This is a genomic window from Citrobacter sp. RHB25-C09, assembly GCF_013836145.1.
Classification (GTDB): Bacteria; Pseudomonadota; Gammaproteobacteria; order Enterobacterales; family Enterobacteriaceae; genus Citrobacter_A.
The window spans coordinates 1-12,909 of the sequence record NZ_CP057483.1; the positions used below are offsets into that span (position 1 = coordinate 1).

General features: G+C 53.5%; 11 protein-coding genes and 1 other annotated feature. Of the genes, 9 read left to right on the forward strand and 2 right to left on the reverse strand.

Annotated elements, in window-relative coordinates:
• The 5 genes from dnaA to yidA all read left to right on the forward strand — a co-directional run bounded on the left by dnaA (position 1) and on the right by yidA (position 7,041).
• Positions 1–1,407, forward strand: coding sequence for a chromosomal replication initiator protein DnaA (dnaA, locus tag HVY19_RS00005; protein WP_181682416.1), 1,407 nt, complete (start codon positions 1–3; stop codon positions 1,405–1,407).
• A gap of 4 nt (positions 1,408–1,411) precedes the next feature.
• Positions 1,412–2,512, forward strand: a complete 1,101-nt coding sequence (gene dnaN / locus HVY19_RS00010) for a DNA polymerase III subunit beta (protein ID WP_181682417.1) — start codon at positions 1,412–1,414, stop codon at positions 2,510–2,512.
• On the forward strand, positions 2,512–3,585 hold the full coding sequence (gene recF, locus HVY19_RS00015) for a DNA replication/repair protein RecF (protein ID WP_181682418.1): 1,074 nt from the start codon (positions 2,512–2,514) through the stop codon (positions 3,583–3,585). Before dnaN ends, recF begins: the two co-directional genes overlap by 1 nt.
• A 28-nt stretch (positions 3,586–3,613) precedes the next feature.
• Positions 3,614–6,028, forward strand: coding sequence for a DNA topoisomerase (ATP-hydrolyzing) subunit B (gene gyrB, locus HVY19_RS00020; RefSeq protein WP_181682419.1), 2,415 nt, complete (start codon positions 3,614–3,616; stop codon positions 6,026–6,028).
• Positions 6,029–6,228: 200 nt separating this feature from the next.
• A complete protein-coding gene (gene yidA, locus HVY19_RS00025) occupies positions 6,229–7,041 on the forward strand; it encodes a sugar-phosphatase (protein WP_181682420.1) in 813 nt (270 codons plus the stop codon).
• On the opposite strand, the gene cbrA is transcribed toward yidA, so the two are convergent.
• Entirely contained in the window at positions 7,038–8,099 is a 1,062-nt protein-coding gene (gene cbrA / locus HVY19_RS00030; RefSeq protein ID WP_181682421.1) for a colicin M resistance lipid reductase CbrA, read from the reverse strand. The two genes, yidA and cbrA, sit on opposite strands and share 4 nt — an antisense overlap.
• A 99-nt stretch (positions 8,100–8,198) precedes the next feature.
• Here cbrA and HVY19_RS00035 point away from each other — a divergent pair, with 99 nt between their 5' ends.
• Positions 8,199–9,425, forward strand: coding sequence for a DUF3748 domain-containing protein (locus HVY19_RS00035; protein ID WP_181682422.1), 1,227 nt, complete (start codon positions 8,199–8,201; stop codon positions 9,423–9,425).
• Here the strand turns inward: HVY19_RS00035 and HVY19_RS00040 are convergent, their stop codons facing one another.
• Complete coding sequence (locus HVY19_RS00040; RefSeq protein WP_181682423.1) at positions 9,426–9,758, reverse strand: YceK/YidQ family lipoprotein; 333 nt, start codon at positions 9,756–9,758, stop codon at positions 9,426–9,428.
• A gap of 242 nt (positions 9,759–10,000) precedes the next feature.
• Positions 10,001–10,073: a sequence feature (ROSE (Repression Of Heat Shock gene Expression) occurs in the 5'-region of heat shock genes and acts as an RNA thermometer to modulate expression.), on the forward strand.
• Here HVY19_RS00040 and ibpA point away from each other — a divergent pair.
• From ibpA to HVY19_RS00055, 3 genes are all read left to right on the forward strand, one after another.
• A complete protein-coding gene (gene ibpA / locus HVY19_RS00045) occupies positions 10,067–10,480 on the forward strand; it encodes a small heat shock chaperone IbpA (protein WP_181682424.1) in 414 nt (137 codons plus the stop codon). Its footprint overlaps the feature before it by 7 nt.
• 114 nt (positions 10,481–10,594) lie before the next feature.
• Positions 10,595–11,026: a small heat shock chaperone IbpB gene (gene ibpB / locus HVY19_RS00050; protein WP_181684183.1), complete on the forward strand. Its 432-nt coding sequence runs from the start codon at positions 10,595–10,597 to the stop codon at positions 11,024–11,026.
• 157 nt (positions 11,027–11,183) lie between these two features.
• Positions 11,184–12,845, forward strand: a complete 1,662-nt coding sequence (locus HVY19_RS00055; RefSeq protein ID WP_181682425.1) for a putative transporter — start codon at positions 11,184–11,186, stop codon at positions 12,843–12,845.
• Positions 12,846–12,909: the final 64 nt, after the last annotated feature.

Sequence of the window (12,909 nt, forward strand, 5' to 3'; positions counted from 1 at the left end):
GTGTCACTTTCGCTTTGGCAGCAGTGTCTTGCCCGATTGCAGGATGAGTTACCAGCCACAGAATTCAGCATGTGGATCCGCCCTTTGCAGGCGGAGCTGAGCGATAACACGCTGGCTTTGTATGCGCCAAACCGTTTTGTGCTCGATTGGGTAAGAGACAAGTACCTTAATAATATCAATGGACTGCTGAATAATTTTTGCGGTGCGGATGCCCCGCAATTGCGTTTTGAGGTTGGGACCAGGCCGGTCACTCAAACGCTGAAGACGCCGGTGAATAACAACGTTGCCGCGCCTGCACAAGTGGCTCAGGTGCAGCCTCAGCGCGCAGCGCCTGCGGCGACGCGCCCTGGCTGGGACAACGTTCCGGCGCCCGCAGAGCCGACCTATCGCTCTAACGTTAACGTTAAACACACATTTGATAACTTCGTCGAAGGTAAATCCAACCAGCTGGCACGCGCGGCGGCGCGTCAGGTTGCGGACAACCCAGGCGGCGCCTATAACCCACTTTTCCTTTATGGCGGCACGGGCCTCGGTAAAACCCACCTGTTGCACGCTGTGGGCAACGGCATTATGGCGCGCAAGCCCAACGCGAAAGTGGTGTATATGCACTCCGAGCGATTTGTTCAGGACATGGTAAAAGCCCTACAGAACAACGCGATCGAAGAGTTTAAACGCTACTACCGTTCCGTTGATGCGCTGCTGATCGATGACATTCAATTTTTCGCCAATAAAGAACGATCCCAGGAAGAGTTTTTCCACACCTTTAATGCCCTTCTCGAAGGCAATCAACAGATCATTTTGACGTCGGATCGTTATCCAAAAGAGATCAACGGTGTGGAAGATCGTCTGAAATCCCGCTTCGGCTGGGGATTAACGGTGGCGATCGAACCACCAGAACTGGAAACACGCGTCGCGATCCTGATGAAAAAAGCGGACGAAAACGACATTCGCTTGCCAGGTGAGGTTGCGTTCTTTATTGCTAAGCGTCTCCGTTCTAATGTGCGTGAACTGGAAGGAGCGCTGAACCGCGTGATCGCAAACGCCAATTTTACCGGCCGGGCGATTACTATCGATTTCGTGCGTGAAGCGCTGCGTGATTTGCTGGCGTTGCAGGAAAAACTGGTCACCATCGACAACATTCAGAAGACGGTGGCTGAATATTACAAAATCAAAATTGCGGATTTGTTGTCCAAGCGTCGTTCTCGCTCGGTAGCACGTCCGCGTCAGATGGCCATGGCGCTGGCAAAAGAGCTCACCAACCACAGTCTGCCGGAAATTGGCGACGCGTTTGGCGGGCGTGACCACACTACGGTGCTTCATGCCTGCCGTAAGATTGAGCAGTTGCGTGAAGAAAGCCATGATATTAAAGAAGATTTCTCAAACTTAATCAGAACATTATCTTCGTGACGCTATGAAATTTACCGTTGAACGTGAACATTTATTAAAACCGCTTCAGCAGGTCAGCGGCCCGCTGGGAGGTCGTCCTACGCTGCCTATTCTCGGTAACCTGCTGCTGCAAGTGGCCGAGGGTGTGCTTTCTTTGACCGGCACCGATCTCGAAATGGAAATGGTCGCTCGCGTTGCGTTGATTCAGCCGCATGAACCCGGTGCAACCACTGTCCCGGCGCGTAAGTTCTTTGATATCTGCCGTGGTCTGCCGGAAGGCGCAGAGATCGCCGTCCAACTGGAAGGTGACCGTATGCTGGTGCGTTCCGGGCGTAGCCGTTTTTCTCTTTCGACGCTGCCTGCCGCCGACTTCCCGAATCTCGATGACTGGCAGAGCGAGGTTGAATTCACCCTGCCGCAAGCCACGATGAAGCGATTGATTGAAGCCACGCAGTTCTCAATGGCGCATCAGGATGTCCGCTACTACTTAAACGGGATGCTGTTTGAGACGGAAGGCGAAGAGTTGCGTACCGTGGCGACCGATGGTCACCGTCTGGCAGTTTGCTCGATGCCTATCGGCCAGTCACTGCCGAGCCATTCGGTGATCGTGCCGCGTAAAGGTGTGATTGAACTGATGCGTATGCTTGACGGCGGCGACAACCCGCTGCGCGTGCAGATCGGCAGCAACAACATCCGCGCACACGTGGGCGATTTCATCTTTACCTCGAAACTGGTGGATGGCCGTTTCCCGGACTACCGTCGCGTACTGCCGAAAAACCCGGATAAACATCTGGAAGCGGGCTGCGATATTCTTAAGCAAGCTTTTGCTCGTGCGGCGATCCTCTCTAACGAGAAGTTTCGCGGCGTGCGTCTGCATGTGAATGAAAATCAGCTCAAAATAACCGCCAACAACCCGGAACAGGAAGAAGCAGAAGAAATTCTGGATGTGTCTTATCCGGGGACTGAGTTGGAAATCGGCTTTAACGTCAGCTATGTGCTGGACGTACTGAATGCGCTGAAGTGCGAAACCGTGCGTATTATGTTGACCGATTCCGTTTCGAGCGTACAGATTGAAGATGCGGCCAGCCAAAGCGCGGCTTATGTTGTTATGCCCATGAGATTGTAATGTCGCTCACCCGCCTGTTGATCCGCGACTTTCGCAATATCGAAAGCGCGGATCTCGCTTTATCCCCTGGCTTTAACTTTCTGGTAGGCGCTAACGGCAGCGGCAAAACCAGCGTTCTGGAAGCCATCTATACGCTCGGTCATGGCCGGGCGTTTCGCAGTTTGCAGATTGGCCGCGTGATTCGTCACGAGCAGGAATCTTTTATCCTCCACGGACGTTTGCAGGGCGATGAGCGTGAGACGTCTATCGGGTTAACCAAAGATAAACAGGGTGAGAGTAAAGTACGCATCGACGGTACCGACGGCCACAAGGTCGCGGAACTGGCGCACCTGATGCCGATGCAACTGATTACCCCGGAGGGGTTTACTTTACTCAATGGCGGCCCCAAATACAGAAGAGCGTTCCTCGATTGGGGATGCTTTCACAACGAAGCCGGATTCTTCACCGCCTGGAGTAACCTGAAGCGCTTGCTAAAGCAGCGCAATGCGGCGTTGCGCCAGGTGAGTCGTTACGAGCAACTGCGTCCGTGGGATAAAGAACTGATCCCACTGGCGGAACAAATCAGCACCTGGCGCGCGGAGTATAGCGCCGGTATCGCGCAGGATATGGCGGATACCTGCCAGCAGTTTCTTCCAGAGTTTTCTCTCTCATTCTCTTTCCAGCGCGGCTGGGAGAAAGAGACAGATTATGCTGAGGTGCTGGAGCGGGGTTTTGAACGCGACCGCATGTTGACTTACACCGCGCACGGTCCGCACAAAGCGGATTTCCGCATTCGCGCAGACGGTGCGCCGGTGGAAGATACCTTGTCGCGTGGGCAGCTAAAGCTGCTGATGTGCGCCTTACGTCTGGCGCAAGGGGAGTTCCTCACCCGTGAGAGCGGGCGGCGGTGTCTCTACCTGATAGATGATTTTGCCTCTGAACTTGATGATGCGCGTCGCGGGCTGCTAGCCAGTCGATTAAAAGCAACGCAATCACAGGTCTTTGTCAGCGCAATCAGCGCTGAACACGTTCTGGACATGTCGGACAAAAATTCGAAGATGTTCACCGTGGAAAAGGGTAAAATAACGGATTAACCCAAGTTTAAATGAGCGAGAAACGTTGATGTCGAATTCTTATGACTCCTCCAGTATCAAAGTCCTGAAAGGACTCGATGCGGTGCGTAAGCGCCCGGGTATGTATATCGGCGACACGGATGACGGCACCGGTCTGCACCACATGGTATTCGAGGTTGTGGATAACGCTATCGACGAAGCGCTCGCGGGTCACTGTAAAGACATCGTGGTGACGATCCATGCGGACAACTCCGTCTCCGTCACCGATGATGGTCGTGGCATCCCAACCGGTATCCATCCGGAAGAGGGCGTGTCCGCCGCAGAAGTCATCATGACCGTTCTGCACGCAGGCGGTAAGTTCGATGATAACTCCTATAAAGTCTCTGGCGGCCTGCACGGTGTAGGCGTGTCCGTAGTAAACGCCCTGTCGCAGAAACTGGAACTGGTGATTCGTCGTGAAGGCAAAGTCCACCAGCAAACCTATGTTCACGGTGTTCCACAAGCACCGCTGACGGTAACGGGTGAGACGGAAGCGACGGGTACTCAGGTTCGCTTCTGGCCGAGCCATGAAACCTTCACCAATGTGGTTGAGTTTGAATACGAAATCCTGGCGAAGCGTCTGCGCGAGCTGTCCTTCCTCAACTCCGGTGTGTCCATCCGCCTGAAAGACAAGCGTGACGGTAAAGAAGACCATTTCCACTATGAAGGGGGCATCAAGGCGTTTGTTGAGTATCTGAACAAGAACAAAACGCCGATCCACCCGAATATCTTCTACTTCTCCACCGAAAAAGACGGTATCGGCGTAGAAGTCGCGCTGCAGTGGAACGACGGTTTCCAGGAAAACATTTACTGCTTTACCAACAACATTCCGCAGCGTGATGGCGGTACGCACCTGGCAGGCTTCCGTGCGGCGATGACCCGTACCCTGAACGCCTACATGGATAAAGAAGGCTACAGCAAAAAAGCGAAAGTGAGCGCCACCGGTGACGATGCCCGTGAAGGCCTGATTGCTGTGGTTTCCGTAAAAGTGCCGGATCCGAAGTTCTCCTCGCAGACCAAAGACAAGCTGGTTTCCTCTGAAGTGAAAACGGCGGTAGAACAGCAGATGAACGAACTGCTGAGCGAATACCTGCTGGAAAACCCGTCTGACGCCAAAATTGTCGTCGGCAAAATTATCGACGCCGCCCGTGCGCGTGAAGCAGCCCGTCGCGCCCGTGAAATGACGCGTCGTAAAGGTGCGCTGGACTTAGCCGGTCTGCCGGGCAAACTGGCTGACTGCCAGGAACGCGACCCGGCGCTGTCTGAACTGTACCTTGTGGAAGGGGACTCTGCGGGCGGCTCTGCGAAGCAGGGGCGTAACCGTAAGAACCAGGCGATTCTGCCGCTGAAAGGTAAAATCCTCAACGTTGAGAAGGCGCGCTTCGACAAGATGCTCTCCTCTCAGGAAGTGGCGACGCTGATCACCGCGCTGGGTTGTGGTATCGGCCGTGACGAGTACAACCCGGATAAACTGCGCTATCACAGCATCATCATCATGACCGATGCGGACGTCGACGGCTCGCACATCCGTACGCTGCTGTTGACCTTCTTCTATCGCCAGATGCCTGAAATTGTGGAGCGTGGTCACGTCTACATTGCTCAGCCGCCGCTGTACAAAGTGAAGAAAGGCAAGCAGGAACAGTACATTAAAGACGATGAGGCGATGGATCAGTATCAGATCTCTATCGCTCTGGATGGTGCTACGCTGCATGCCAATGCCAGCGCGCCGGCACTGTCTGGCGAAGCGTTAGAAAAACTGGTTTCTGAGTATAACGCAACGCAGAAAATGATTGGCCGTATGGAGCGTCGTTTCCCGAAAACGATGCTGAAAGAGCTGGTTTATCAGCCGACGCTGACCGAAGCCAATCTGTCTGACGAGCAGGCCGTCACTCGCTGGGTGAACGCACTGATTACCGAACTGAACGAAAACGAGCAGCACGGTAGCCTGTGGAAGTTCGATATCCAGCACAATGCGGAACTGAACCTCTTCGAGCCGATCGTACGTGTGCGTACGCACGGCGTGGATACCGATTATGCACTGGATCACGAGTTTGTGACCGGGGCGGAATACCGTCGTATCTGTACGCTTGGTGAGAAGCTGCGTGGACTGATTGAAGACGACGCCTTCATCGAACGTGGCGAGCGTCGCCAGCCGGTTGCCAGCTTCGAACAGGCGCTGGACTGGCTGGTGAAAGAGTCTCGTCGTGGCCTCGCGATCCAGCGTTATAAAGGTCTGGGCGAGATGAACCCGGACCAGCTGTGGGAAACCACGATGGATCCGGAAAGCCGCCGTATGCTGCGCGTGACCGTCAAAGATGCGATTGCTGCTGACCAGCTGTTCACTACCCTGATGGGCGATGCCGTTGAACCGCGTCGTGCGTTTATCGAAGAGAACGCGCTGAAAGCGGCGAATATCGACATTTAATCCCTTCCTCCAGGCCGGATAAGGCGGATTTACGCCGCTATCCGGCAATGTTGTGAATGCCGGATGGCGCTTTGCTTATCCGGTCTACAATTCACTGCAAAAGGGGAAACCCGTTTCCCCTTTCAATCCTCCTTTTGATAGCTGTTTTTTGTGCGGAATCGCGTTAGCATGAGTCAAGACTCATTTAATGCGGGGAATTCATGGCTATCAAACTCATTGCTATCGATATGGATGGCACCCTTCTGCTGCCCGATCACACCATTTCACCGGCGGTGAAAAAGGCGATTGCCGCTGCCCGTGAGAAAGGGGTCAACGTCGTGCTGACCACCGGCCGTCCGTTTGCAGGTGTGCATAGCTATCTGAAAGAATTACATATGGAACAACCCGGCGACTATTGCATTACCTATAACGGTGCATTAGTGCAGAAAGCGGGGGATGGCAGTGCCGTTGCGCAGACAGCGCTGAGCTATCAGGATTATCGCTACCTGGAACAACTTTCCCGTGAGGTAGGCTCGCATTTCCACGCGTTGGATCGCAATACGCTATATACCGCCAACCGCGATATCAGCTACTACACCGTACATGAGTCGTTTGTGGCGACCATTCCGCTGGTCTTCTGCGAAGCGGAGAAAATGGACCCGGCCACCCAGTTCCTGAAAGTGATGATGATTGATGAGCCTGCGGTTCTCGATCGGGCTATCGCTCGCATTCCGGCGGAAGTGAAAGAAAAGTACACCGTGCTGAAAAGTGCGCCGTACTTCCTCGAAATCCTCGATAAACGCGTCAATAAGGGCACCGGCGTGAAATCTTTGGCCGATGCGCTGGGGATAAAACAGGAAGAGATTATGGCCATTGGCGATCAGGAAAACGACATCGCGATGATCGAATACGCCGGCGTGGGCGTGGCGATGGATAACGCCATTCCGTCGGTGAAAGAGATCGCCAATTTCGTCACCAAATCCAACCTGGAAGATGGCGTCGCGTATGCAATCGAGAAGTATGTCCTGAATTAAGCGCTTACCGGGATATCACTGATACGGCTGCGCATAAGGATTTTTCGAAGCAGCGGCTGTGTCAGTATCCGGGATTTCACGATTTTGACCGCTAATTTCACCCTCAGGTTAAACGTGCTTGTTTGATATTTCTCGTTTGGTTTTGTCGCGCCACGCCCTAATATCGTACTTAAGATATCCGCGCTATCCAGCGCATAGCTGATCCCTTCCAGCGAGCTGGCGCTAATAAACCCCGCCGCTTCGCCAATCAGGAAAGCATTATCTTTGCCGCAAACAAAATCCTTCCAGCGCGACGGAAACAGTACCGTACATTTCTCGCTTTTCATTGGTGTACCAAAGCGGAACTGAAAAGCATCCATTTTACGTTTCAGCGCTTCAAAGCGTGCCTGTCCATCTTTCATCGGGTAGGCCCCGCCAAAAATAAAACAGCCGTCTTTGCTGATACTCCATGAATAACAGTCCGTCACCGCGTTGTCGAAAATGCACGAATAAAACGGAACGGGATGGCTCTCAGCGAACCATTGCTGAATGGCGACATACTTGCGGATTTGATGTTGAGGGTAGAGATGACGACGCACCAGCGAATTCGCGCCGTCGGCTCCCACCAGATAGCGAGCGGTGATCTGCTGCTCCCAACCGTCTGCACGAAAAATCACGTGCCATTTGTCGTCTTCGCGCCAGATTTTCCGGCACAGGCTGTCGTGGTATACCTGCACATTGTCCGGAATCAAGGATTTCATCCATAAATCAAAGGCATGACGATTGATATTGATATAGCTGCGCTGATAATTACGGGTCAACGAGGCTGCGACATCCACCGTTTTAACGCTGAAAATCTGCGGGTTGGCAATGACATCCACGGGCAGCGTAATCCCGTCGCGAATAAACGAACGTTGCGCATCCGGGGCCAGCAGGCCGCCGCAGGGTTTGCTAAACCCCTCATTTCCACACTGACGCTTTTTATCCAGTGCAATCACGCGCATCTTGCCGCTCAGTTTGCGCGCCAGCGCGGCCCCTGCCGGGCCAAGGCCGATAATTGCGACGTCGTAATGTTCCATCTTCCTGTCCGTAAAAATTGAGATGACGCTACGCTAAAGCCTGAAAGTGAAGTCCTTGTGAAGTATGATTATTGAAATCGCCCTGGACCAGAGAAACCCATGAAGCAAATCACCTTTACGCCGCGTAATCATCAACTTACCAATACCAACACCTGGACTCCAGACAGCAACTGGCTGGCGTTTGACGTTCGTCCTTCAGGGGCGTCATTCACCGGCGAAACTATTGAACGGGTGAATGTGCACACCGGAGAAGTGCAGGTGATCTATCGTGCAACGCAAGGGGCTCACGTCGGCGTGGTGACCGTTCATCCTTGCGCGGAGAAATATGTCTTTATTCATGGACCTGAGAACCCGGACGAAACCTGGCAATATGATTTCCATCATCGTCGTGGCGTAATTGCAGAGCAGGGGGAAGTGGCGAATCTGGATGCCATGGATATTACGGCGCCTTATACACCAGGGGCGCTGCGCGGCGGTAGCCATGTGCATATATTTAGCCCGAACGGACAGTATGTGAGTTTCACCTATAACGATCATGTTCTTCATGAGCGCGATCTGGCGCTGGATTTACGCAACGTCGGCGTTGCCGCCCCTTATGGTCCGGTCACCGTGACGCCTCAACACCCGCGTGAGTACAGCGGCAGCCACTGGTGTGTTCTGGTCAGTCGGACGACGCCAACGCCGCAGCCGGGCAGTGATGAGATCAACAGAGCCTATGAAGAGGGTTGGGTTGGGGATCACGCGCTGGCATTTATCGGAGATACGCTGGCAGTCGACGGAATAAAAATACCGGAGCTGTTTATTGTTGAACTGCCGCGTGACGAGGCCGCCTGGAAAACCCCCAGCGATACGCCGCTGGAAGGCACTGCGTCAACGCTGCCCGCCCCTCCGGCAGGCGTGATGCAGCGCCGTCTGACGTTTACCCATGCGCGCCGCTTCCCTGGGCTGATGAATGTCCCGCGTCACTGGGTGCGCAGTAATCCGCAGGCCACCGAGATCGCGTTTCTAATGCGTGATGATTCTGGCATCGTTCAGCTCTGGTTAATCCCTGTTCAGGGTGGGGAACCTCGCCAACTCACCCGTCATGCGACGGGCATTCAGTCTGCGTTTAACTGGCACCCGTCGGGAAAATGGTTGGGGTTTGTCGCCGATAATCGCATTGCCTGTTGCAACGCACGGTCCGGGGAAATCACGTTTTTAACGCAAAACCACAGTAACCCGCCGTCAGCGGATGCCGTCGTGTTCTCGCCGAATGGCGAATATGTGGCGTGGATGGAGGATGTGGATGGTTTCCGCCAGCTTTGGCTAACGGAAACCGGAAGATAATTAAGGTGCAGGCATTTTAGCCGGGGGGATCACAGAATTGGTTATCTGTGTTCTCTCCTCGCTTCTTTCTACGCGGGAGCGGACCGAGTTATCTTTACGGAACAGATCCCACGGCAGCAGCAGTGTATCCAGTACCGCAGTGAAAGGCATATCCAGGATGGCCAGCGACTTCGTGCCCCAGTTTGTATCATCGTCACCTATCATCGTGGCGCTGGCACGCGTGCCAGGATAAGTTCCCTCTTTACCACCGGTATGTGACATTACGCTGGAGCAACCACTCAGTAAAACTATCCCACTGCACATCATCAGCGTTAACAACACATTTCTTATCATGATTTATTCATCTGTTGAGCATCGGTGTTTGCATGACGAGTTATAGCGATCCCTTGCCATAAATAACATCTTCATCATGCCGCACTGTGGCGGTTATCGCACTTTAACGATTAGTGCTCTCCCACCCAGTCTATGCAAAAGACAGCAAACTGCAAAAAAAAGTCGACCAAAAAGGGTTGAAAAGTTTGTATCCAGACCCATTTATTCGGTGTAGACAACGAAAGAGCACGCCTGATGGGTGTTCTGACTACCTGACCTGTCCATGATGGAAGGTCCAACATTCTCGCTGATTTCAGGAGCTATTGATTATGCGTAACTTTGATTTATCCCCGCTGTACCGTTCTGCTATTGGTTTTGACCGTCTGTTTAACCTGCTTGAAAACAACCAGAGCCAGAGTAATGGCGGCTACCCTCCGTACAACGTTGAGCTGGTAGACGAAAACCATTATCGCATTGCCATTGCCGTTGCCGGTTTCGCTGAAAGCGAGCTGGAAATCACCGCTCAGGACAATTTGCTGGTGGTTAAAGGGGCACATGCGGATGAGCAAAAAGAACGTTCGTACCTTTACCAGGGCATCGCCGAACGTAACTTTGAGCGCAAGTTCCAGTTAGCCGAGAACATTCATGTTCGTGGTGCGAATCTGGTGAATGGCCTGCTGTATATCGATCTTGAGCGCGTGATTCCTGAAGCGAACAAACCGCGCCGCATCGAAATCAACTAATTCTGTTGGGCCGCGTCGCGCGGCCTGTTAAACCCATGCTCGCCGTCAGGGAGCATAACCCGTGAAATACGACGGGTACCCCTCGCTTCATAGAAGGAGAAAAGAGATATGAACATGCGTAACTACGATTTTTCCCCACTGCTGCGTCAATGGATCGGTTTTGACAAACTGGCTAATGCGTTACAAAACAGCGGTGAAAGCCAGAGCTTCCCGCCCTATAATATCGAAAAAAGTGACGATAACCACTATCGCATAACGCTGGCGCTGGCCGGTTTCCGGCAGGAAGATCTGGATATTCAACTGGAAGGTACACGCCTGACCATCAAAGGCACGCCGCAGCAGCCTGAAAAAGAGACGAAATGGTTGCACCAGGGGCTGGTCACCCAGTCGTTCAGCCTGAGCTTTACCCTGGCAGAACATATGGAAGTGTCCGGCGCGACATTCACTAACGGGTTGTTGCATATCGATTTAACCCGGAATGTCCCTGAAAGCCTTGCTCCGCAGCGTATCGCCATTAGCAGCGAACGCCCTGCATTAGAAAGTTAATGCGCGCCGCCGGGTGAGCACTGCGCTTACCCGGCCTACAAACATTCAGAGCCTCGTCAGAAATGACGGGGCTTTTTTGTGCTTTACCACCCATACATTGCGCTTGTACTCTGCGAGAATCCATTTACTTAATGATGTTATTCACAGGGATTAGAAGATGAGTGACATAGCATTGACGGTCAGCGTTCTGGCGTTGGTGGCGGTTGTCGGATTATGGATCGGCAATATCAAGGTTCGGGGTGTCGGCTTTGGCATCGGCGGAGTATTGTTCGGCGGCATTATTGTCGGGCATTTTGTCGACCAGGCGGGGATGTCTCTGAGCGGCGATATGCTGCACTTTATTCAGGAATTTGGCCTGATTCTTTTCGTTTACACGATCGGTATTCAGGTGGGGCCGGGCTTCTTCGCGTCGTTGCGGGTCTCGGGTTTACGCCTCAATTTGTTTGCCATTCTTATTGTCATCATGGGGGGACTGGTCACCGCCATCCTGCATAAAATCTTCGCCATCCCGTTGCCGGTGGTGCTGGGGATATTTTCTGGTGCGGTTACCAATACGCCGGCGCTGGGGGCTGGGCAGCAAATCCTGCGCGATCTGGGAACGCCGATGGATCTGGTGGACCAGATGGGGATGAGTTATGCGATGGCTTATCCGTTCGGGATTTGCGGGATCTTGCTTACCATGTGGCTAATGAGAGTCCTGTTCCGCATCAATGTGGAATCGGAAGCGCAGGCGCATGAATCGACGCTGACCAACGGCCATTCGCTGATCCAGACCATCAATATTCGTGTTGAGAACCCAAACCTCAACAATATGGCGATTCAGGATGTACCCATTCTCAACAGTGACAAAATCATCTGTTCGCGACTGAAGCGCGATGAAACGCTGATGGTGCCATCGCCGGGAACGGTGATTCAATCAGGAGACTTGCTGCATCTGGTCGGGTTGCCGGGCGATCTGCGTAATGCACAACTGGTGATAGGCCAGGAAGTGGATACTTCTTTGTCGACGCGCGGTACGGATCTGCGCGTTGAGCGCGTCGTGGTGACCAACGAAAAAGTGCTCGGCAAACGCATTCGCGATTTGCATTTTAAAGAGCGTTACGACGTCGTGATCTCTCGTCTGAACCGCGCGGGCGTTGAGCTGGTTGCCAGTAATGATGCCAGCCTGCAATTTGGTGACATTCTCAATTTGGTCGGGCGTCCCTCCTCGATTGATGCGGTTGCCAATGTGGTGGGTAATGCGAAACAAAAACTGCAGCAGGTGCAGATGCTGCCAGTGTTTATCGGCATTGGGCTGGGCGTATTGCTCGGTTCCATCCCGCTATTTGTTCCCGGCTTTCCGGTCGCGTTGAAGCTCGGGCTGGCCGGCGGACCGTTGATTATGGCGCTCATATTAGGACGTATCGGCAGCATCGGTAAGCTGTACTGGTTTATGCCGCCGAGCGCAAACCTGGCGCTGCGAGAGTTGGGGATTGTCCTTTTCCTTGCGGTGGTGGGGTTAAAATCGGGCGGCGACTTTGTCGATACCCTAATGCAAGGTGAGGGCTTAAGCTGGGTTGGTTACGGTATTTTTATCACCGCGATCCCCTTGATAACGGTCGGTATCCTGGCGCGAATGTTTGCCAAAATGAACTACCTGACGCTATGTGGGATGCTGGCGGGTTCGATGACCGATCCGCCCGCGCTGGCCTTCGCCAATAACCTTCATGCCACCAGCGGCGCGGCGGCGCTCTCCTACGCCACCGTGTATCCATTGGTGATGTTCCTGCGCATTATCACTCCGCAGCTGCTGGCGGTGATTTTCTGGGGAATGGGATAATTTTAACTACCGGATGGTGCTTCACTTACCCTGCTTGTTGGCCGGATAAGCGAAGCGCCCTCCG

Excerpts from the sequence above, each read along its gene's own strand:
- dnaN (WP_181682417.1), top strand. The coding sequence starts at position 1,412 with ATGAAATTTACCGTTGAACGTGAACATTTATTAAAACCGCTTCAGCAG.
- recF (WP_181682418.1), top strand. The coding sequence starts at position 2,512 with ATGTCGCTCACCCGCCTGTTGATCCGCGACTTTCGCAATATCGAAAGC.
- gyrB (WP_181682419.1), top strand. The coding sequence starts at position 3,614 with ATGTCGAATTCTTATGACTCCTCCAGTATCAAAGTCCTGAAAGGACTC.
- yidA (WP_181682420.1), top strand. The coding sequence starts at position 6,229 with ATGGCTATCAAACTCATTGCTATCGATATGGATGGCACCCTTCTGCTG.
- cbrA (WP_181682421.1), bottom strand. The coding sequence starts at position 8,099 with ATGGAACATTACGACGTCGCAATTATCGGCCTTGGCCCGGCAGGGGCC.
- HVY19_RS00035 (WP_181682422.1), top strand. The coding sequence starts at position 8,199 with ATGAAGCAAATCACCTTTACGCCGCGTAATCATCAACTTACCAATACC.
- HVY19_RS00040 (WP_181682423.1), bottom strand. The coding sequence starts at position 9,758 with ATGATAAGAAATGTGTTGTTAACGCTGATGATGTGCAGTGGGATAGTT.
- ibpA (WP_181682424.1), top strand. The coding sequence starts at position 10,067 with ATGCGTAACTTTGATTTATCCCCGCTGTACCGTTCTGCTATTGGTTTT.
- ibpB (WP_181684183.1), top strand. The coding sequence starts at position 10,595 with ATGCGTAACTACGATTTTTCCCCACTGCTGCGTCAATGGATCGGTTTT.
- HVY19_RS00055 (WP_181682425.1), top strand. The coding sequence starts at position 11,184 with ATGAGTGACATAGCATTGACGGTCAGCGTTCTGGCGTTGGTGGCGGTT.